General features: G+C 68.3%; 17 protein-coding genes. 7 read left to right on the plus strand and 10 right to left on the minus strand.

Translation table 11 applies throughout. The annotated features are described in order from the left end of the window. The first annotated feature begins 79 nt into the window (after positions 1-79). The 3 genes from ACT89H_RS04940 to ACT89H_RS04950 all read left to right on the plus strand — a co-directional run bounded on the left by ACT89H_RS04940 (position 80) and on the right by ACT89H_RS04950 (position 3062). Complete coding sequence (locus tag ACT89H_RS04940; protein WP_445107247.1) at positions 80-358, plus strand: hypothetical protein; 279 nt, start codon at positions 80-82, stop codon at positions 356-358. A gap of 277 nt (positions 359-635) precedes the next feature. Beyond that, positions 636-1766 (plus strand): helix-turn-helix domain-containing protein, encoded by a 1131-nt coding sequence (locus tag ACT89H_RS04945; protein ID WP_445107248.1) that lies wholly within the window; start codon positions 636-638, stop codon positions 1764-1766. Positions 1767-1925: 159 nt separating this feature from the next. Then, on the plus strand, positions 1926-3062 hold the full coding sequence (locus ACT89H_RS04950; protein WP_445107249.1) for a DUF2332 domain-containing protein: 1137 nt from the start codon (positions 1926-1928) through the stop codon (positions 3060-3062). Here ACT89H_RS04950 and ACT89H_RS04955 read toward each other — a convergent pair. Next, positions 3021-6302 carry an arabinosyltransferase domain-containing protein gene (locus ACT89H_RS04955; protein ID WP_445107250.1) on the minus strand — a complete coding sequence of 1094 codons (3282 nt, stop codon included), beginning with the start codon at positions 6300-6302 and terminating at the stop codon, positions 3021-3023. The genes ACT89H_RS04950 and ACT89H_RS04955 overlap by 42 nt on opposite strands. 394 nt (positions 6303-6696) lie before the next feature. Between ACT89H_RS04955 and ACT89H_RS04960 the strand changes: the two genes are divergently transcribed. Together ACT89H_RS04960 and ACT89H_RS04965 are read left to right on the plus strand one after the other, a co-directional pair. Further along, positions 6697-6945, plus strand: a complete 249-nt coding sequence (locus ACT89H_RS04960; protein ID WP_445107251.1) for a hypothetical protein — start codon at positions 6697-6699, stop codon at positions 6943-6945. 103 nt (positions 6946-7048) lie between these two features. Next, entirely contained in the window at positions 7049-8608 is a 1560-nt protein-coding gene (locus ACT89H_RS04965) for a phytoene desaturase family protein (RefSeq protein WP_445107252.1), read from the plus strand. Here ACT89H_RS04965 and ACT89H_RS04970 read toward each other — a convergent pair. The 5 genes from ACT89H_RS04970 to ACT89H_RS04990 form a co-directional block, all read right to left on the minus strand. Continuing rightward, positions 8596-9582 (minus strand): zinc-binding dehydrogenase, encoded by a 987-nt coding sequence (locus tag ACT89H_RS04970; RefSeq protein ID WP_445107253.1) that lies wholly within the window; start codon positions 9580-9582, stop codon positions 8596-8598. The genes ACT89H_RS04965 and ACT89H_RS04970 overlap by 13 nt on opposite strands. Positions 9583-9598: 16 nt before the next feature. Further along, positions 9599-10021, minus strand: a complete 423-nt coding sequence (locus tag ACT89H_RS04975) for an organic hydroperoxide resistance protein (RefSeq protein ID WP_445107254.1) — start codon at positions 10019-10021, stop codon at positions 9599-9601. A 2-nt stretch (positions 10022-10023) separates the two neighbouring features. Continuing rightward, positions 10024-10470 carry a MarR family winged helix-turn-helix transcriptional regulator gene (locus tag ACT89H_RS04980; RefSeq protein WP_445107255.1) on the minus strand — a complete coding sequence of 149 codons (447 nt, stop codon included), beginning with the start codon at positions 10468-10470 and terminating at the stop codon, positions 10024-10026. Between the two features lie 83 nt (positions 10471-10553). Beyond that, a complete protein-coding gene (locus tag ACT89H_RS04985) occupies positions 10554-11660 on the minus strand; it encodes a PQQ-dependent sugar dehydrogenase (protein WP_445107256.1) in 1107 nt (368 codons plus the stop codon). Between the two features lie 113 nt (positions 11661-11773). After that, positions 11774-12679, minus strand: a complete 906-nt coding sequence (locus ACT89H_RS04990) for a dienelactone hydrolase family protein (protein ID WP_445107257.1) — start codon at positions 12677-12679, stop codon at positions 11774-11776. A 215-nt stretch (positions 12680-12894) separates the two neighbouring features. Here ACT89H_RS04990 and ACT89H_RS04995 point away from each other — a divergent pair, with 215 nt between their 5' ends. Then, complete coding sequence (locus ACT89H_RS04995) at positions 12895-14898, plus strand: CocE/NonD family hydrolase (protein ID WP_445107359.1); 2004 nt, start codon at positions 12895-12897, stop codon at positions 14896-14898. A gap of 3 nt (positions 14899-14901) precedes the next feature. Here the strand turns inward: ACT89H_RS04995 and ACT89H_RS05000 are convergent, their stop codons facing one another. Further along, positions 14902-15825: an LLM class F420-dependent oxidoreductase gene (locus tag ACT89H_RS05000; RefSeq protein ID WP_445107258.1), complete on the minus strand. Its 924-nt coding sequence runs from the start codon at positions 15823-15825 to the stop codon at positions 14902-14904. A gap of 232 nt (positions 15826-16057) precedes the next feature. On the opposite strand from ACT89H_RS05000, the gene ACT89H_RS05005 reads away from it, so the two are divergent. Beyond that, the gene (locus tag ACT89H_RS05005) at positions 16058-16531 is read left to right on the plus strand and encodes a gluconokinase (RefSeq protein ID WP_445107360.1); all 474 of its coding nucleotides are present in this window, start codon (positions 16058-16060) and stop codon (positions 16529-16531) included. A 12-nt stretch (positions 16532-16543) separates the two neighbouring features. Here the strand turns inward: ACT89H_RS05005 and ACT89H_RS05010 are convergent, their stop codons facing one another. The 3 genes from ACT89H_RS05010 to ACT89H_RS05020 all read right to left on the minus strand — a co-directional run bounded on the left by ACT89H_RS05010 (position 16544) and on the right by ACT89H_RS05020 (position 20010). Continuing rightward, on the minus strand, positions 16544-17464 hold the full coding sequence (locus tag ACT89H_RS05010; RefSeq protein WP_445107259.1) for a DUF5995 family protein: 921 nt from the start codon (positions 17462-17464) through the stop codon (positions 16544-16546). A 372-nt stretch (positions 17465-17836) separates the two neighbouring features. Then, complete coding sequence (locus tag ACT89H_RS05015) at positions 17837-18631, minus strand: M50 family metallopeptidase (RefSeq protein ID WP_445107260.1); 795 nt, start codon at positions 18629-18631, stop codon at positions 17837-17839. 326 nt (positions 18632-18957) lie between these two features. Next, positions 18958-20010 (minus strand): Gfo/Idh/MocA family protein, encoded by a 1053-nt coding sequence (locus ACT89H_RS05020; RefSeq protein WP_445107261.1) that lies wholly within the window; start codon positions 20008-20010, stop codon positions 18958-18960. Between the last annotated feature and the right edge of the window lie 79 nt (positions 20011-20089).

Here is a 20089-nt window from a genome sequence, read left to right on the forward strand (position 1 = left end):
GAGCTAGCCTCCCGGCAAAGACTTCGGAGGCGCGGCGGCTGGATGATGCGCTGGCCACCCTTTACCGACGGGACCAGCTATGACACGGGTGGCTATCACCGGCCATCGAGGACTTCCCTCGGACACGACCGCGCTGGTAGAAGCCGAGTTGCGGTCGCAGATCTCCGCTCGTGCGGACGGCGAGCTGGTTGGCGTGAGCTGTATTGCAGACGGTCCGGACAGCTTGTTCGCGAGCGCGGTGCTCGAGGCCGGCGGCTCTTTGCTCGTAGTGGTGCGCCGGCGCGGATGTACCGGGACAGCCTGCCACGTGAACATCATCGTCTGTATGACGAATTATATTCGGCCGCAACAAAAGTGATCGCGCTGGATCGAGAAGAGTCCGACTCCGAAGCACACCAGGCCGGGAGCGTGCGAATGCTGGAGGAGGCGGACGAACTGATCGCCGTGTGGGACGGTCTGCCGGCACGGGGGTACGGTGGCACAGCCGATGTAGTTGCGGCGGCACGCAAGCGGGGGATGCCGGTAACTGTGGTGTGGCCCTCCGGGGCCCGGCGAGACTGACCACGCCCGCTCGGTACCGGCTGTGATGCAGCTCGACGGTGGGAGGTGTCGTCGAACCTGGAGAAGATCGGGCTATGGGTGTCGGTGAGTTGATCCGTGAACTCCGGAAGGCGCGGGGATGGTCGCAGGGACGGCTGTCCGACGAATTGGCGGCTCAATCTGGGGTGAGTATTTCTCGGGAATACATCTCGAGGCGTTGGGAAAACGCTGACACGGTACCCAGCCGGTTCTGGTTGCGCCATCTATCGGCGGTGCTGGACGTGCCTCTGGCTGTGTTCGAGAACGAAGGCGTGAACAGATGGCATCTCCTGGCTCAGGTGGCCGCGACCAGCATCGCGCCGGGAGTGGCGTCCGATCTGCTGGCCGCCGGTTTCTCGGCGCGGCTGGATCGTGCTGGGCCGAGTATCGAGGCGTGGCAGGAGAAGCTCAGCGCCTACGGCACCGACTACATGTCTCTCGGGGCGGCGGATATCCAGCGGCGCTTGGCCATCGACCTGGCGATCCTGCAACAGCAGTTGGACAGTCCGCAGATGTGGGGAGCTGCCGCCCGGCTTATGACGCTGTACGCGAAGACGTTTCCGGGATCGGACGGCTCGAAGGCGGTCACCTGGTACCGAATGGCCGCCGAGGCCGCGGACCGTTCCGACGATGAGCAGACCCGAGTGTGGGTGCGGGGGCGTGCGGCGATAGCCCTCGGCTACGAGGGTGCGGCGCTGGGAGTCGCCGATCTCTTCGCCGATCAGGCGCTGGCGTTGTCGGACAAGCCGAGTTTGGGGCGGCTCAACGCGATCATGGGCAAGGCTCATGCGGCAGTGTTGCGAGGCGATGGTGAGACGGGGGGCGCCCTCGCCGAAGAGGGACGGCGGGTGTTCGACAAGTCGGGCTCCTACGAGCAGACCTCGGACTACGCCGTTCCGTGGTGGCGCATGAACGTCTTCCTTTCCCTGCTCGCCGCGCGGCTCGGAGATGAGAAAACGGCAGTCGCCGCGCAAGAGCAGGCGCGAAGGGAGCTTCCAGCCGAGTTACCCCGGTTCGCAACGCATCTGGAGATGCACCGCGGTCTGATGCTGGTCCGAGCGGGTGATCGAGCCGAAGGCGTTCGGACCGCACGCAGCGCGATGGACGCACTTCCGCCCGAGAAGCACTCCCTGACCCTGCGGATGCTGATGGACGAGATCGCCGGGCGCAGCGATGGTGCGGTCTGAACCTACGCACATGGAGTGCTCCGCGTGCTCACAACATGTTGCTTTCCGCGTGACAAGCGGAGCAGTCTGGGCTGCGGGGCCGTTCGAGCGGACCGCTTGGTAGCGTCGGCAGCGGCGACTCGGTATTGGATAGCCGGTCGGAAAGTCGAAGGGGGACGGGTGGATACGGCCCAGCGCTACGAGTTCTTCGCCGAGTACGAGGTACGAGGGCATTCACCCTGCTACGAACAGTGGTGTCGCGGAATCGCCTGTGACACTGATGTTCTCGGGTTGATCGAGCAACTTTCTCCGGAGAAGCGGCAACCGAACCTCGTTCTGGGTGCGGCTCGTTACGTCGGTGTCGAACCGTCGGACTATTCCGATTTCAAAACGTGGCTGACGCGGCACTGGGCACAGGTTGCCGAGGTAGCGTCGGTGCGGCGTACGCAGACCAACGAGGCCGGGCGTGCGGCGGTCCTGCTGCCGGTGTTGGCGGGCATTCCGGGGCCGCTGTCGTTGATCGAAGTGGGAGCCTCGGCTGGGTTGTGTCTCTATCCCGACCGGTACAGCTATCGCTACGACGACCAGGTGATCGATCCGGCTGGTGGAGTGTCGCCGGTGGTGCTGTCTTGTGCGACGTCGGGCAATCCACCGTTGCCTGCCGCTCTCCCGGCAGTGGTGTCGCGGGCCGGAGTGGATCTGAATCCGCTCGATGTCGACGACCCCGAGGATGTGCGGTGGCTCGAATGCCTGGTTTGGCCCGAACAGCGGCATCGACTACAGCGATTACGCGCCGCGGTCGGCGTCGCTCGGACGGAACCGCCCCGATTGGTCACCGGTGACCTACTCGATACCGTCGCGGATCTGGTTGACGCCGCCTCCTCCGATACCACCGTGGTGGTCTTCGGCAGCGCGGTTCTGGCCTACCTCGATGCCGATTCGCGCCGTGCGTTCGAGGCGACAGTGCGGGATCTACGGTGCAAGTGGATCGCGAACGAGGGTGCCGGCGTGATCGAGTCGGTCGCCAAGCGACTTCCCCAGCCATCCGACGCGACTCGGGGCAGCTTCGTCATCAGCCTCGACGGGAAGCCGCTTGCCTACGCGGGCGCGCGGACAGTCGCTGGCCTGGATCGACAGCACCGAATCGTCTTCGATGCGACGCTAGGGAGATTGCGACAGTCACAGCGGCGGAGCTGGGGGCGACAAAGAGACATCCTCCTGATGAGGCGCCATCTCGCGCTCGGCCACCAGCGAACCATCGCCCGATGCGGACGGTTAGTAGGAGGTGATGATGTGTCCGGTTGTCCAGGTACCTGAACGCTGAACGTCACCGTGGGTGATGGTTGCCGGGCGTGTGGTCGGGTCGAGTGGGATGAATTGCTCGATGGATCCCCAGTCTCTGTCCCAGTCGTTGTCGAGGTAGGCGGGCATGGTGCGTGCGGTGAACAGCAGTTGGGTCCAGCCGAGCGGGCCGCCGCCGTCGTGGCCTTGCCAGAGGTTTGTGATGGTTGCGCCGTTGCGGTCGGGCAGGATTCGGTATTTGGGCAGATCGGCGACCCCTGCGTGGGTGGGCAGGGGATTCTGGCACGGGAAGTGCAGTCCGACGGCCCAGTCCAGCAGCACGGGTGTCTTCGAGCCGACGACGGTGTTGAGGGATTTCGTCTGGGGTACGCGCGGTGGTGTCACGGCGAGCCACTGGTCTTTGTCGAGGTCCTTGTCCTCGGCCACGAGGCGTACGACGTCAGCCGCTACGGGCAGTTGGTCGAGTGGTACGCGCAGGTTGCGCCACATGGGCGAGGGGCCGATATCGATCGGCAGGACGCGGCCGGTGGCAGCGATGCTGCCGTCGGGTTGGCGGCTGCCGTATTCCAGTTCGAGGTTCTGGCCGGGGTGGACGACTCCGTCGGAGTCGATGGAGCGAATCCTTCCCGCCACAGCGATCGCGATGATGTCCCCGCGGCTTCCGTCGACGAGATCGGGCAGTCGGTACCATCCGGTGGTGAGCGTGGCGGGAGTTTGGCTGCCATCGCGGTAGCTTCCGAGCACGGGTGTGGTCGCCGGATCGAGACCGAACGGCAGCGCGACGTTGCCGAGGTTGATCCCGCTGCCGCGTGCGGTATCGGACTCCGATCCGGCGGATTTCGCGGCGTCGCGCAGCTCGTCCTGGTCGTCGGAGACCGAATTGGCTCGGCCGGTGGTGGACTCGACCTCGTCGGAGGTGAGTACCGGCGCCACTCCGTTCGGGCTGAACCCCACGCTGTCGCTGCCTGCCGGCGCGGAGCCGAAGTCACCAGACACCGGAGACAGCATGGAGGCATTGGGATCGGTTTCGACCAGCACGTCGTCGGCCAAACCGCAGCCACCGGTGAACGCGGTGGACAGGTTCGATTTCGCGAGTGAGTACGAGGGATATTGCGCAACAGCCGCTTTGACGAACGCCCCCACCAGGAACACCACCATCACGGCCGCCGACACCGCCAGCACGGGAACCCGGGACAGACGTGCGGCGATCGAGTGCTCACGCAGCCGGGCATGCGGCCGGATGTGGAACCATGCCGCGGTGGTCAGGGCCAGAAACGACAACCCGGCCGCGAAGCTCGACAATCCCTTGCCCGCGAGGGTCGGTGGTTTGTCCCACCACGGTATGCCCCACGAGGACACGTACCAATAGCCGTTGGCGCCGACGAATGTCAGAGCCAGCGCGAAGAACAACGCGGCGGCGAACAGCGCGCGATTTCGGAGCGGCCGCATGACCGTGGGGCCGACAGCGACGGCGGTCAGCGCCGCGACGCAGGTGGCCAGACCGGCGAACACCCCGAACTGGTGAGTCCATTTGGTCGGCGAGAACATCATCAAAACCATCGCCGCGATGGTGATACCGACAACGCGCCGCGATGGCCCGACCGCTGTGCCGGGGATGTGGCCGCCGCGGCGCAGCATCGTGACCACGCAGACGGCCAGCCCCAGCACCATCATGAACATGCCGAAGCGGCGCGTCAGCCACCCGTCGGAGTTGACCTGCAGCAGGTACTGATACCGCAGGAATTCGAAGAACCAGGACTCGCCCGGCCCGATCAGCCCATGAACGTGGGACATCTCCAGTACGGCCGCCAGCGTCCGATCAGTGAAGATCACTGTCAGGATCACCAGACCGGAGGCGAGCAATGGCAGCAGTTGCGACAGATATCCGACGGTGCGGGCACGCTGCACCACGACCGCGGTGAGACTGCGTGCCCCGGCGAGCAGGGCGGCGACACAGATCAGACCCGACGGTGCGACGGTCAAGGTGAGAGCGGCGATGATGACCGCCGCGGCCGCCGGAAGCAGCCGGCGGGTCGCGATGGATCGTTCGATGGAGACCCAAGTAAGCACGACACCCATCGCTACGAACGGCTCGGCGCGCAGTCCGTTGTTGTAGGGCAGCCAGAACGCCAGGAAAACCAGCGCGGCCGTCCATACCACGATCTTGTCGTTGCGTACGGCCGCGCCGAGGCGCGGAAGGATCTCCCGACTGATGACCCACCACGTGACGACCGCGGCGGCCAAGGTCGGCAACCGCACCCACGCGCTCGCTGTCGAGATATGGGTCAACCAGGCGATCACGTCTGTGTAGGGCGTGTAGAACGGGCCTTCGTCCACGCTGAACCAGCGGTAGTAATTCGACATGTACCCCGAGGACTGCGAGCCACGGGCCATCCCGAGAATGTAGCCGTCATCGGAGGTGTTCGCGCCGATGAAATGCCACACCGACAAGATCGCGAACACCACCCCATCGGTCGGGCGAAGCCGCCACCACCGTCGCGGCAGGAACCGCCGCGTGGACCGGCCATCAATGTGGTCCAGACGGTGTAGCGCGACCAGCGACGCCAACGTCAGCAGAAGGCACACCCCGATCGCGGCCGACTTGAGCGGTGTCGGTGATGTCGAGAACCGGGAATCGATGTGGATGTCCACCCGCATCCCCTCCGGCGCGACACCGGCCAAGTCGGTGAAGACACCCACTACCTGTGGTCGCACATCGGAGCCGATCACGTTGCCGGGATCGGCGCCGCCGACCAGAGACACCACCGCCCGCGTTGCCGACACCTCGATCGCCAGCGCGCAGTCGCGCACGCGGATCGACTCCGAGGACCCAGACCACAGCAGCGTGCTGCGCGACACCACATCGACCCTGCCGGGCCGATCCGCGGTAGCGGGAACCACTTTGACGACGAACCCGTACCGCTCCATATCCGCCGACTGCCGAGGAATGGTCGAGACGACGACGCCGCCCGTATCCGCTACAGCAGCCAACGCCGAACAGGGCACCCGGGCAGAAAGCTGAACAGGCGCGTAGGAGACCAGCGGCGCCGCAACACTGCTCGCTACTCCCGCCTGCGGCCAGGCGAGCGAGGCCACCTCCATCCGGACCGGCAGGAACGGCACAGCCACAGCCAGCACCACGCTCAGCAGCCCGGTGATGATCGCGACGACTCGGATCCGATCCGGGCGACGCTCGCGCTCGATCTCGGCCCGCTCTACGGACGGCCGCCCCGCCTGCACCACTGTGTCAGCCACGGAGCCCGATCGTAGCCCAGTAGCCGAACCGCGAAACTCGATGGCACAGCGGACAGGCGGCTCTTCTGTGACCTGATCGTGCGACCGCAACCTCCACCCGACCAGAAGCCGACCGCACGGTGAGCCGATCGAGCGGCGAGGGTTTATCGGTCGCGGGATACTCCGCGGGCGCGGTCTTGTCCGTGTCCGGTGCCGCCACGCACCACGCTCGGCGCGTGACCGGGTGGCTGCCGCACCGCAGCTTGTGGGTGATGGGCCTGCCCCAACCACAGAAGTCTTTCGACCTCCGACAGACGCCCATTTTGCAAGAAGTGTCCGGCATGGTTGGGAAGAAGCCCAAGACCGATGCAATCGTCATGGGAAATACACGCAACCGACCTTTCGCGGGTGCGCCATGGTGAACGCGTCGGCCCAGCACTACGACGACAAGGTGCGGGCCATCACCACGCGGCACCTGCATCGCTATCTCGACCTCTTCACCGGCATCGCCGTCCGCGCCGGAGTCGAGGATCCGGTCTTGCTGGGCCGTCAGTTGCTGATGCTGGTCGAGGGCGCGACCGTTGTCGCGGCGATACACGGCCCGGCCGGTGTCGGCGGGCATGCTCGCGCCGCCGCGGCGGCCTTGCTCACCGCGGCCACCTGAGCGGATTTCGATCCCCGCATCCGATCGCGGGCTGAACTCGCATCACTGGCCGCTGTCGGCCGGGTCGCTGTCATCCGCCACCGATTCGTGCTATCGACAACCCATGACGCCGATGCGCTCCTTCTACGATGTCGTGATCGTCGGTGGCGGCCACAACGGTTTGGTATCCGCCGCGTATCTGGCGCGGGCGGGGCGCTCCGTGCTGGTGCTCGAGCGGCAGCCGCATGTCGGTGGCGCAGCGGTGTCCGAGCGGGTGTTCGCGGGCTTCGACGCCCGGTTGTCGCGGTACTCGTATCTGGTGAGCTTGTTGCCGCGCTCGATCGTGACGGATCTGGGCATGCGGTTCGAGACGCGGCGGCGGGCGGTCTCGTCCTACACGCCGGTGGGGGAAGAGGGCTTGCTGGTGTCGTCGGCGCACGCGCGGACGGAGGCGAGTTTCGCGCGGTTGACCGGCTCGGATAGGGAATTCCGGGCGTGGCAGCGGTTCTACGCGACCACGGGGCAGCTGGCCCGAAGGGTTTTTCCGACCCTGACCCGCCCGCTTCCGTCGAGGGAGGCGTTGCGGCGCATCGTGGACGATGCGGCCACCTGGGAGGCGCTGTTCGAGCGGCCGCTGGGCGAAACGATCGAGTCGACGTTCGCCGACGACACGGTGCGCGGCGTGGTGCTCACCGATGCGCTGATCGGCACGTTCACCCACGCGCATGATCCGTCGCTGCGGCAGAATCGTTGCTTCCTGTATCACGTGATCGGCGGCGGGACCGGCGACTGGGACGTGCCGATCGGCGGCATGGGCGCGCTCACCGACGCACTGGCCACGGCCGCCCGAGAGGCAGGTGCGGAGATCGTCACCGGCTGTCCGGTGACGAGCATCGAAACCGACGGCGCCACAGCGGAAGTCGCTCACGCGCACGGCAGGATCGGAGCGCGTCACGTCCTGGCGAACGTCGCAACGTATACGCTCGCCGGGTTGCTCGGCGAATCCCTGCCGCCGAAGCCGGAAGGCGCACAGTTGAAGATCAATATGCTGCTGCGCCGCCTTCCTCGGTTACGCGACGCCGAAGTCGATCCGCGGGAAGCCTTCGCCGGGACTTTCCACATCGGGGAGTCGTACGCCCAACTCGACCGAGCCTACGGCGAGGCCGCCATCGGCCGGATCCCGTCCGCGCCGCCCGCCGAAATCTATTGCCACACCCTGACCGATCCGACGATCCTGTCGCCGGACTTGGCCGCGACGGGCGCGCACACCCTCACCCTGTTCGGATTGCACGCTCGCGAAAAACTTTTCGCCGCCGATCCTGCCTCAGCGAAAGACGAGTTCGTTAAATCGACCTTGGCACAACTGGATTCGGCGCTCGCCGAACCGATCGCGGACTGCTTGGCGACCGATGGAAACGGCATGCCCTGTCTGGAGGCGAAGACGCCGACCGAACTCGAGCGTGAGGTCGGCCTGCCCGGTGGACACATCTTCCACCGGGACCTGGCCTTCCCTTATCTCCCGGAGGACGCCGACCCGGCCGATCCCGCCGCCCGGTGGGGCGTGGCGACCGGCCACCGCAACGTGTTCCTGTGCGGTGCCGGCGCCATCCGGGGCGGCGGCGTCAGCGGCATTCCCGGGCACAATGCCGCGATGGCCGTGCTCGACGCCGGTCAGGCGGGCTGACCGCGCAGCGCGATCTTGGCGGTGCGGCCCGGCGTTTCGGTGGCGACGGCGGCGTCCGCCGCGGCCTCCAACGGATAGGCGGCTTCGATGTCCAGCCGCAGCTCACCGCGGGCGGCCAGATCGATCAGCTCGCTGATGAGCCGTCCGCGCTGGTCGGCACCGATCTCCTCGATCCGCTTGGCGCCCCAGAAGCCCCTGACCGTGACTTGGCCGAAGATGAGACTGCCCGGATCGAGCCACAGCGGCTGGCCCGAGAGCGCGCCGAAGGAGATCAGCTGACCACCGGGCGCGAGCAACGCCAGCTCGTCGGCCGCGGCGCGACCGCCGACCTGATCGACGGCACGACTGATGGGGGCACCGGAGGTGACCGCTTCGACCTGGTCGCGCCAGCCCTCGCTCTCGGTGTCGAGCACCGGTTCGTAGCCGAGTTCGCGCAGCGCCGCGACGGAACCGGGGCCGCGCACGAGATTCAGCACGCGCAGGCCGCGTTGCCGGGCGAAGAGGTTGACGAGCCTGCCGACCGCGCCATTGGCGGCATTGATCGCCAGCCACTCGCCGGACCGCAGCCCGAGGTCGTCGATGAGCATCAGCGCGCTCAACGGCATGGCCAGCAGCTGGGCCGCGGTCTCGTCGGAGACCGTGTCCGGCAGCGGAATGACCTGGCGGGCCGGGACCACGAAATACTCGGCCCACACGTTGCTCGCACCGGACACCGTCACGCGCCGGCCGACCGACATGTCGGTGACGCCGGGACCCACCGCGTCGACCCGTGCGACCGCCTCGCTGCCCGGGATGGCGGGCAACTCGGGCCGGTAGCCGTACACGCCGCGCACGATGGCCAGATCGTGATTGTGGATCGGTGACAGGATCAGCGCGAGTCGCACCTGGCCCGGACCGGGCTCGGGGACCGGGCGTTCGGTGGTGGTTAGTACGTCCTTCGGTGCACCGAACCGTTCGATGACTACCGCACGCATATCCGTTCCTTCTCGATCAGTCGTCGGCGACGAGGACCTGGACGTCGATGTTGCCGCGGGTCGCGTTGGAATACGGGCAGACCTGGTGTGCTTTGTCTGCGAGCGCTTGCGCGTCCTGCCTGGACAGGTGGGGCAGCGATATCTCCAGGGTAACCGCGAGGCCGAAGCCGCCCGCGTCGTTCGGCCCGATTCCGACCTTGGCGCCGACCGCGGAGTCGTCGACGTTCGCTCCGACCTGCTTGCCGACCAGGCGCAGCGCCGAGTGGAAGCACGCGGCGTAGCCGGCCGCGAACAACTGCTCGGGGTTGGTGCCCTCGCCGTCGCCGCCCATTTCCTTGGGAATCGACAGATTCAGGTCGAGCTTGCCGTCGGTGGTGCTGGCGCGGCCGTTACGTCCGTCGCCGCTGGCCAGGGCCTCCGCGGTGTAGAGGATCGGCATGTCTACTCTCCTTCGTTCAGCTGAGACTTCAGCGAATGGGTCAGTCGGCGCAGAATGTCGCGCAAGGCGGCGATGTCGTCCATGGACAGGCCGCTGGCCTCGGCCATCTGGGCCGGGATGTCGGCCGCTTCGGTGCGCAATGCGCGTCCGCGGTCGGTGAGCCGGATGTCGACGCGGCGTTCGTCGGCCGCCGACCGCCGCCGCTCGATCAGGCCCGCCGCCTCCAGCCGCTTGAGCAGCGGGGAGAGCGTGCCGGAATCCAGATCGAGCGCATGGCAGACGTCGCCGACACTGCGTTCGTCGCGTTCCCACAGCGCGAGCATCACCAGGTACTGCGGGTAGGTGAGCCCGAGCTGCTCCAGCCTCGGGCGGTAGACCGCGGTCATCGCCCGGGACGCCGCGTAGAGCGGGAAGCAGGCTTGCTCGCCGAGGGTGAGGTGATCGGTCATGAGTAATAATGTAGGGAGCAATTCAATTGTGCACAATAGAAATAGCGGTGTCGCTCGCCACAACAGGCTGCGGGCGGTGCGGCTCAGCGGGCCGGGAAACGAAGGACGCGGTCGTCACCGCTGACGGGTTCGCCACGGCCGTCGGTGTTGGAGGTGGTGAGCCACAACGCTCCATCCGGTGCGACCGCCACGGTGCGCAGCCGGCCGTACCGGTCACGCAGTTCGGCACGGGGTTCACCTGTGTGGCCGTCCACGAGCGGCACGGTCCACAGCCGACGGCCGCGCAGCGCGGCGACGTACAAGGTGTCGCCGGTGATCGCGATCCCCGACGGTGAGGCTTCCGCGGTGGTCCAGGTCAGCAGCGGATCGGTGAAACCGCGGGCGGCGCCGCCCGATCCCTCGACATCGGGCCAGCCGTAGTTGTGGCCGGGCTCGATCAGATTGATCTCGTCGAACCGGTCTTGCCCGAATTCCGCCGCGAACAGTCGCCCGTCGCGGTCCCAGGCCAGACCCTGCACGTTGCGGTGGCCGAGGCTGTAGACCAGTGAGCCGGGATACGGATTTCCCGGAGCGGGGCGGCCGTCGGGAGTGACGCGGAGGATCTTCCCGTTGCGGCTCGCCGGATCCTGCGATCGTCCGGATTGCCCGGCGTCGCCGGTTCCGGCGTAGAGCATGCCGTCCGGCCCGAACGCGATTCGCCCGCCGTTGTGATTGCCGGCCTTCGCGATCCCGTCGACCAGAACCTCAGGTGGGCCGTCGAGCCGGAACCGGACGATCCGGTTGTCCGTCGCGGCGGTGAAATAGGCGTAGACGTACCGGCTTTCGGCGTAATCGGGCGCGACGGCGAGCCCCAGCAGCCCGCCTTCGCCGCGAGCGGCGACGCCCGGCACCTGGTACACCTGTTCCGGCGCACCGCCGGCGCCGATGCGCAGTACCCGTCCGGAGTCCCGCTCGGCGACCAGCGCCGCCCCGTCGGGCAGGAAGGCCAGCCCCCACGGCACGTCGAGGTCCACGGCGACTTCCTCGGCGGCATCGAGGTCGGGGCGCCCGGCGGGATTGCTCGGCGCGGCGGTGGCTGCCGCCGGAGGCGTGCCGGCCGGCCCGGTCGAGGTCTGGTCCGCGCATGCCGGCAGCGCCGCCGCGAGCAGGAGTGCGGCGAGCGCGGTGCACGCATGGGGCAGTCTCGGCACCGCGCGCCTGCTCTCGCGAGCGTGCGGACGGCGAACGCATCGCGACCGCAGGCCGGAATCCGGGTCCCGGAAAGGGCTCCGGACGCCGCGCGAACGGCCCGATCCGGTCCGCATCAGCCGAGATACGTTCCGTACCAGTCCAGTACGCGGCGCCACGCCTCGGTGGCGGCCGTGGCGTTGTACCGCTGACCGGTGTCGTTGAAGAAGGCGTGGTCCGCGTCGGGGGCGGTGAAGATCTGATGCGGGTTGCCCGAGCGGGCCAGTGCCGCTTCCGCGGCGGGCCGGGAGGCGTTCACGCGGGCGTCGGCCGCCGCGTAGACCCCGAGCACCGCGGCTTTCGACGCGGACAGATCGCCGTTGTCCGGGAACGGTCCGTAGAACGGTGTCGCCGCGGCCAATCGCGACGGGCCGGAGGCCAGCAGCAACCAGGTCAGCCCACCGCCGAAACAGAAACCGGTGGCGCCGAGCTTCTTTCCCGCTACCCGGCGCTGAAGTTCGTCCAACCCCGCGCGCAAGTCGGCGACGAGCTGGTCCTGCGGGATCCGGCTCAGCTCGGCGGTCGCCTCGGCCGGATCGGTGAACGTCGCGGTGCCGCCCCGTGCGGACAGCAGGTCGACCGCGAGCGCGCAGTATCCGGCGCCCGCGAATCGCCCTGCCACCGAACGGATGTGGTCGGTGAGGCCTTTGTTCTCGTGGACCACCAGCACCCCGCCCCGCGGCTGCGGCGCCTCCGCCCACGCGGCGTGCAGTGTCCCGCCGGGACCGGCGAAAGTGACGGCGCTGGTCGCGAGAGCGGTGGCCGAACCCGGTGGCGTCGGGGGCGACGGGGGTGTCGGGGGCGAGGGCGAGTAGTCGGTGATCCCGGTATCGGACTTCGCGCAGGCGGCCAGCAGAGTGGCGGCGGCCGTGGCGCCGAGCCCGAGCAGCCCCAGCCTGCGCAGCGCCTCCCGCCGAGCGAGCAGGCCGTCGGCGTGATCGGACGCGATCTCCTCCGCGATGTAGCGTTGCAGCGGCGTCATGCGTTCCACCCTAAGCCGCGGCGCACGCGGCGGCGCGGCGTTCACCGTCTGTTCGCCCGCGACAAACCGACCCGACCGCACCTCCCGCGTTATTCGCCGGCCGATTGCTACGTTGTCGCGCAATTGGGCGATGGATGGTCGGTCCGCACACCGGTCGAGGGAGCGAGATGGCAGCGGGGCGTGGCGTGAGACGAACGACGAACAGGGCGATCCGGATGGTGGCCATGGTCGCGGTGCTGGCGACCGTGGGTTTGCTGTCCGTGCCGGCGGCCGCGGAACCATCGGTCGACGCCCACAATGTGGGGTGGACCGCGTTGCACGACGGTCCTCAGCCGTATGCCGACGTGCACATCGACTGGGATGTGCCGATCCGGATGAGCGACGGTGTCGTGTTGAAGGCCAACGTCTACCGGCCGGTGCGGCCGGGCGGCGAGGTGGAGCGGCAGCCGCTGCCGACCATCGTGAACCTCACGCCGTACACCAAGCTCATGACCAACCTGATCGACACGGCGCTCGCGGTGCCCGGCTTGCAGCCGTTGACCGTGCGGCTGGTCAACCGTGTGAATCTGTCCCGCACACCGGTCAGTGGTTTCGGCGATCTGCTGCACGCGGTCGACGGCGGCACCGTGCAGACGGTGCTCGGTCTGGATCGCGATCTGATCCGCTCCGGATACACCCAGGTCATCGCCGACGTGCGCGGTACCGGCTTCTCCCAGGGATCGTGGGACACCCTCGGCGAGCGCGAACAGCTCGACACCCGCGAGGTGATCGAGTGGGCGGCGGCCCAACCGTGGTCGAACGGCCGGGTCGGGATGAGCGGCGGCTCCTATTCGGGCATCAATCAGCTGCGCGCCGCCGAGAACGCCCCCGCGCCCTTGCAGGCGATCTTCCCGGTGGAACCGGGCAGCGACCTCATGCGCGACGTCGTCGCACCGGGTGGCGGCGTGGGGACGACGTTCCTTCCGATGTGGCTCAGCACGGTCAACCAGCTGAAGCTGATTCCCGACGTGCGGTCGATGTTGACCGGCACCTTCGACTGGGGGTGGCTCCAGGAACGGATGTCCGATCCGGCCAGCAACGTGGATCTGCTGGCCCAGGCGCTGCTCACGCCCTCGCTCGACCATGTGCCGCCCGCGCTGGCCGACGCGCTGGACGAGAACAGCTATTTCCGGCGCGGCATCGAGGGCCATCCGGAGCACATCACGGTGCCCACCTTCGTCTACGGCGGCTGGCACGACATCTTCGCCAACAGCGCGACCAAGCTGTACAACGCGATTCCGCTCCCCGCGGGCCGGAAACAGTTGGTCGTCGGCGACACCTATCACGCGAATCCCGGTGCGGGAACCGGTGTTCCGGGTGCGCCGCCACGGCTGGACGTGTTGCAGCGCGTGTGGTTCGACAAGTGGTTGAAGGACATCGATCACGGCTTGGGCGATTTCGGGCCGATCACCGTGTGGGAGCAGGGCGGCGGCTGGATCTCCCTCGGCCAGTTCCCGCAGAAAGACCTCAACCATCGCCGCGTGTATCTGTCGGCCGAGCCGAGCGGCACCGCGGGGAAGGCCGTCCACGACGGAACGTTGACGATGACCGCCCCCGCCGAACGCCAGACGCTGACGGTGGCGCCCGGCATCGCCTCGGCGTGTTCCCGCGACACCGCGCAGGGCTCGGCCGGGATGGCCGCGGTGGTGGATGTGTGCGCGAAGGACTCGCGCATAGCCGAGCGCAACGCGCTGACCTTCACCAGCGCGCCGATGACCGAGCCCACCGTCATCTCGGGGCCGGTGAACGTGCACCTGAACACAGTGCACGACGCCGGCGACGGCTACTGGAGCGTCACCATGAACGACGTCGCGCCGGACGGGACCTCGAAGGTACTGTCCACCGGACAGCTGACCGCCTCACTGCGCGACGTCGACGAGCAGAAGAGCCGCCGCACACCGACCGGCGACCTGACCGAACCGTTCAACCCGATCACCTTGGACAGTGTGCGGCCGGTGGTTCCCGGTGAGCCGGTGGCGCTCGACATCGCGGTGATTCCCACCCAGGCGGTGCTGCAACCCGGCCACCGGCTGCGGATCGACGTCTTCGCGGGCAATTCGCCGAAGGCGCTGGCCTTCCGGCCGATGCTCAACAACACCGAGCTGAAGCCGCAGCACCTCGCGCTGGATCCGTCGGCGCCGAGCTTCGTCGTGGTGCCGACCAACCGTCCGCTCGACTGAGCGTCACGACAACTGCGACTGCACCTGCGCGGAGATCAGCTCCAGATGCTCGAGATCGGTCAGATCCAGCACTTGCAAGTAGATGCGGCTGGCGCCGATCTCGGCGTACCGGCCGATCTTGTCCACCACCTCGGCGGGTGAACCGGCCAAGCCGCTGGACTTCAGCTCGTCCACCTCGCGGCCGATCGCCTCGGCTCGGCGCGCCACCTCGGCGTCGTTCGCGCCCACACAGGCCACCAATGCCGTGGAGTAGACCAGGTCGTCGGCGGCGCGGCCGTATGACTCCGCGGCGGCGCGCACCCGGTCGAACTGGCGTGTGGTGTCCTCGATCGAGGCGAACGGCATGTTGAACTCGCCGGCGTACTGCGCGGCCAGCCGCGGGGTGCGGGTGGCGCCGTGCCCGCCGATTACCACCGGGATCGGGTCCTGCACCGGTTTGGGCAGGGCAGGAGAGTTGGTGAGCTGGTAATGCTTGCCGTCGTAGCTGAAGGTGTCGCCGGGTTTGGTCGCCCAGAGTCCGGTGATGACGGCCAGTTGTTCCTCGAGCCGGGAGAATTTGTCGGCGGGGAACGGGATGCCGTACGCGGCGTGCTCCTCGGCGAACCAGCCGCCGCCCAGGCCGAATTCGACTCGGCCGCCGGACATCTGGTCGACCTGCGCCACCTGGATCGCCAGCGGGCCCGGCAGTCGGAAGGTCGCAGCGGTCACGAGCGTGCCGAGGCGGATCCGCTTGGTCTCCCTGGCCAGGCCGGCCAGCGTGATCCAGGCGTCGGTGGGGCCGGGCAGCCCGTCGCCGCCGCCCATGCTCAGGTAGTGATCGGAGCGGAAGAACGCGTCGAAACCCAAGTCCTCGGCGGCCTTGGCAACGGTGAGCAGGGTAGTGTAGCTCGCACCCTGCTGCGGCTCGGTGAAAATGCGTAGTTCCATATCGATGACCCTAACGGGTCGGCCGCAGGGCGAATCGGGCGCTCGCGGCTGTGGGCTCGAGCCCCGGACCGGCTGAACGCGATCGGCCCGGTGTGGCGGTGGATCGGGGAGCGTGGTCAGGGGGCGGAGCGATCGGGCGGTACAAGTGTCGCCGAGGACAAGTCCGCGCACGGGAGATCGGCCCCCGGAAGGAAGAAGGGTTCGAGTGCACGAGGTACCGGTGCTGGTCGTGATGGGGGTGTCGGGTTCGGGAAAGACGACGGTCGGTGTCCGCTTGGCCGATGAGCTGGGGGTCGAGTACGCCGAAGGCGACGATTTCCACCCGCCCGCGAACACGACGAAGATGGCGGCGGGGATGCCGCTGGACGATGCCGACCGGGCCCCTTGGCTCGACGCCGTCGCCGCCTGGATGGCCGAGCGATCCGCACACGGAGCCGTCGTGAGCTGTTCCGCCCTGAAACGGGACTATCGCGACCGGCTGCGCGCGTCCGCTCCCGATGCGTTCTTCCTGCATCTGGACGTGCCGCGGGAGGAACTCGAGCGCCGGGTGGCCGGACGTCGCGGGCACTTCATGCCACCGAGCCTGCTGGATTCGCAGCTGGCCACTCTGGAGCGGCTCGAGGCCGACGAGCACGGCAGCACCCTCGACGCGACACTCCCGCCCGAGGACGTGATCCGGGAAGCCGTGGCGGCGCTGAAGCGGTGAGCTCTGCCTCGTTCAGAGGCCACCGAGGCCGGACAGTGTCTCGAAACCGAGATCCAAACCCCGCCACAGAGCGTCTATTTCGGCGGTCACGGCAGGCGCCGCGGCCGGATCTCGCAGGGCGAGTCCGTTCCCGAAGATGACGACGTTGGCGCCCGCGTCGGCCAGCCGCAGCAACGGGCCGGTTGCCGCGCCCTGGCCGAGCACCGAGTCCAAGCCCTCGCCGACGAAGTAGAAGCGCCACAGCGGCCCGAGGTCACCGCCGTAGACCGCCTTGGTCTCCTCGATGATCAGCGCGCCCTGCTGGGCGATCGAGTCGACGATGCGGAAATAATCGCGAGCGTTGGCCGGGGTGCTGCCGACCGCCGCGACGGAATAGGACAGGTCGACGGTCAGATGTGCGTCGTACCCGGCCATCGCCACCCGCGCGGGTGACAACTCGCAGCGGCGGGTCAGATCGAAATAGTGCGCCCACTGCGGTTCGGCGGGTGCGCCGGTGAATTCCGCGTGCAGCGCGCGCAGAAAACGCGACAGCAGCTCGAGACTGATCCGGTGCGCCCATTCCGGGTCGTCGAACGACGCGGGATCGCGCTGGAGTGGCAGGACGGCGGCCTGTTCGACCGTGTCGAGCCCGAGGGCGAACACTCCGCGCGGGTCGCGGTGGCGGACCAGTATTTCCGTGATCCGTCGGTGCCGGTCGATGGCCTGCTCCAGCTGCCACAGCGCCGAGCCGGACTGTGCTCCGGTGTCGGACAACTCGGCGATCACGGCTTTCTCGGCCGGTGTCAACGGTGTGCCGCAGGCCGGATCGGCCGCTGCCACAGCGGTCGCGGGCCGTACTGCGATGGTGACGAGTAGTACGGTGACGAGCAGGGTGAGGGTCGAAAATGACTGCTGTGCAAACCATTTCGAGTTGCACGCGGGAATGTTCGCCATGCTGGCTCCGGAATTCGTGAATCGCGAACTGGGGTCGGCCGAAGCGGGTACGCGTCGGCGATGCGCCGCCGCCGCAAGAGGTAAGGCGTTGGCACACGGCGGGATCGAAGCCTAATGGGTGCGGTCGGGAGCGAAGGCGGAGGTACGCATCATGGGCGCAGCCGGACGCAGTCCGTCTTCAGCCTCGCGCATGGCCGCAGCGAAGGCGGAGGTACGCCTGATGGGTGCGGTCGGACGCAGTCCGTCTTCAGCCTCGCGCATGGCCGCAGCGAAGGCGGAGGTACGCATAACGGGCGCAGCCGGACGCAGTCCGTCCTCAGTCCGCGCATGGCCGCAGCGAAGGCGGAGGTACGCCTACCGCGCCGCGCCCGGTCAGCGAGCCGCGAAGCAGGACCCGGAGGGCGCGCCCGGCAGGCAGATTTCGGCGATGGCGGAGACGAGCAGCCACGCGCCGAGCACCAGCGAACCCACGGCGATCGTGCCGAACACGAAAACCCACAGCAGGCCGGGTAGCCGGGTGAGCCGGGCGAGTTGATCGGCGTCGGAGTCGACCTCGTGATAGCGGGCACGTTGCTGTCGGGAACGGCTTCGTTGTAGCTCCAGCACCGGACGCGCTCCGGCGAACAGGAGGAACCAGGCGCCCAGATACGCGAAACCCGCTTGCAGCGTATCGGTGCCGAACCAGGAGACCACGAACACCATCGCTCCGACGCCGAGCACGGTGCTGGCGCCGTAGACATTCCTGATCTTGATCAGGAGCGCGGCGAGCAGCACGATGGCGGTCCAGAGCATCAGCGTGATCCGGCTCGCGCCCAGTAGCGCGGCGAAGCCGAGACCGAGCAGTGGCGGTGCCGGGTAACCCGCCATGGTGGTGAGGATCATGCCGAGGCCGTAGGGTTTGCCGCTCGACACGGTGAGCCCCGAGGTGTCCGAATGCAGTCGGATGCTGTTGAGCTTGCGGCCGGTCAGCAGGGCGACCAGGGCGTGCCCGCCTTCGTGCGCGATGGTGACGATATTGCGGGTCAACCGCCAGATGGGGGCGTAGCCCACCAGCACGAGCGCCGCCACCGCGGCCGCCACCACCAGCCACCACGGCGGTTGCGCTTGCGTCGTCGTCAGACGATCGGCGACGGAAGCGCCGCGCTCGAGGAATTCCGCTCTGTCCACCGCCGCACCTTAACCGCCCGCGGACTGCCGCGCTCGGGCCATACGTTCCCCGCGATCACCGGCGCGAGGACCGCAATGGACCGGATCGTGACCGTGGCGCGCATCCGCCGCGACCCGTCCGGGAGCCGCCGGTGCACCACCCTGCCGATCGCGACGGGCACCAGCTGGATGGCGAGACCTGCGCGACTTTGCCCGGTCGCAGTCCGACCGAACCCGCGCCGGCGGCACCGCGAAAACCGTTGCACACATTCGCGTCCGCTCTTCGCCGCACCGCCCGGATCCTGGGGACCGACGTGATCGAGTCGCAGCGAGGTGGCCGGCGCCGGTCAGGCCGTGACGGTCACCCCTCGGGCCGCCGATTTGCGGGCTCTCGTCAACAGGCGCAGCGTGGTGACGGCGTCGTACGGGTCGACGGGCACCGGTGCGCCGTCGAGCAGCGCGGCGGCCATGCCGGAGTAGAACTGAGGATACGCGCCGGGCGCGGTCGGCACGGGGGTGAAGTCCGGTTCCGAGCCCAGCACGCCCCAGCGGTCGGGATCGACCGTGCCCCAGCGGGAATCGTCTGCCGGTCGGCGACCGGATCGGAGTGCGTCCTCCTGCGGGTCCAGCCCGTAGGTGACATACCCGGCTTTCGACCCGAGCACCCGGAAACGCGGTCCGAGTTGCGGGGCGACCGCGCTCATCCAGAGGTGGGAACGGACTCCGCCGCTGTGGGTGAGCGCGACGAACGCGTCGTCGTCGGTGCTGATCCCGTCGCGCCGCTGGTCCAGCTCGCAGTACACCGACGCCACCGGGCCGAACAGGGTCACAGCTTGGTCCACTAGGTGGCTGCCGAGGTCGAGCAGAATGCCCGCGCCGTCCTCGTCGGTGCCGACCTCCCGCCAACCGCCCTTCGGCACCGGACGCCACCGTTCGAACCGGGACTCGAAACGTCGTACCCGGCCCAGTTTTCCGGTCTCGACGCATTCGCGCACCGTCCGGAAGTCGCCGTCCCAACGCCGGTTCTGGAAGACGGACAGCGCCAGGCCGGACCGCTCCGCACGCCGGACGAGATCCTCGGCGTCGTCCACCGTGACCGCGAACGGCTTGTCGACCACCACCGGCAGCCCGGACGCCAGCGCCTGCCGGGCCAGCGGCGCGTGCGTGCGATTCGGTGTCGCGATCACGGCCAGATCGATGCCGTCCGCGTTGGCGAACAATTCCTCGGCGTGCGCCACCACACGCACACCGGGGTGTTCGGCGCGCGCCTGGTCGGCACGTTGCTCCGAGGACGTGACTACCGCCGCGACCCGCATCCGGGGCTGCGCGGCGATCAGCGGGGCGTGAAAGACCGACCCCGCCAAGCCGTAGCCGACGACGGCGACCTCGAGGATGCTCATGCCCCCGACGCTACCGCGCCGCCGACCGCGTTCGGTGCCGGCTGGTACGCGCTGGTCAGCGGGCGGCGCATCGCCCGAT

The organism is Nocardia aegles, from assembly GCF_052545135.1.

What these genes read in the sequence shown, in the direction of transcription:
- ACT89H_RS04940 (WP_445107247.1), top strand. Translation starts at nt 80, where the DNA reads ATGACACGGGTGGCTATCACCGGCCATCGAGGACTTCCCTCGGACACG.
- ACT89H_RS04945 (WP_445107248.1), top strand. Translation starts at nt 636, where the DNA reads ATGGGTGTCGGTGAGTTGATCCGTGAACTCCGGAAGGCGCGGGGATGG.
- ACT89H_RS04960 (WP_445107251.1), top strand. Translation starts at nt 6,697, where the DNA reads ATGGTGAACGCGTCGGCCCAGCACTACGACGACAAGGTGCGGGCCATC.
- ACT89H_RS04965 (WP_445107252.1), top strand. Translation starts at nt 7,049, where the DNA reads ATGACGCCGATGCGCTCCTTCTACGATGTCGTGATCGTCGGTGGCGGC.
- ACT89H_RS04970 (WP_445107253.1), bottom strand. Translation starts at nt 9,582, where the DNA reads ATGCGTGCGGTAGTCATCGAACGGTTCGGTGCACCGAAGGACGTACTA.
- ACT89H_RS04975 (WP_445107254.1), bottom strand. Translation starts at nt 10,021, where the DNA reads ATGCCGATCCTCTACACCGCGGAGGCCCTGGCCAGCGGCGACGGACGT.
- ACT89H_RS04980 (WP_445107255.1), bottom strand. Translation starts at nt 10,470, where the DNA reads ATGACCGATCACCTCACCCTCGGCGAGCAAGCCTGCTTCCCGCTCTAC.
- ACT89H_RS04990 (WP_445107257.1), bottom strand. Translation starts at nt 12,679, where the DNA reads ATGACGCCGCTGCAACGCTACATCGCGGAGGAGATCGCGTCCGATCAC.
- ACT89H_RS04995 (WP_445107359.1), top strand. Translation starts at nt 12,895, where the DNA reads ATGGTGGCCATGGTCGCGGTGCTGGCGACCGTGGGTTTGCTGTCCGTG.
- ACT89H_RS05000 (WP_445107258.1), bottom strand. Translation starts at nt 15,825, where the DNA reads ATGGAACTACGCATTTTCACCGAGCCGCAGCAGGGTGCGAGCTACACT.
- ACT89H_RS05005 (WP_445107360.1), top strand. Translation starts at nt 16,058, where the DNA reads ATGGGGGTGTCGGGTTCGGGAAAGACGACGGTCGGTGTCCGCTTGGCC.
- ACT89H_RS05010 (WP_445107259.1), bottom strand. Translation starts at nt 17,464, where the DNA reads ATGGCGAACATTCCCGCGTGCAACTCGAAATGGTTTGCACAGCAGTCA.
- ACT89H_RS05020 (WP_445107261.1), bottom strand. Translation starts at nt 20,010, where the DNA reads ATGAGCATCCTCGAGGTCGCCGTCGTCGGCTACGGCTTGGCGGGGTCG.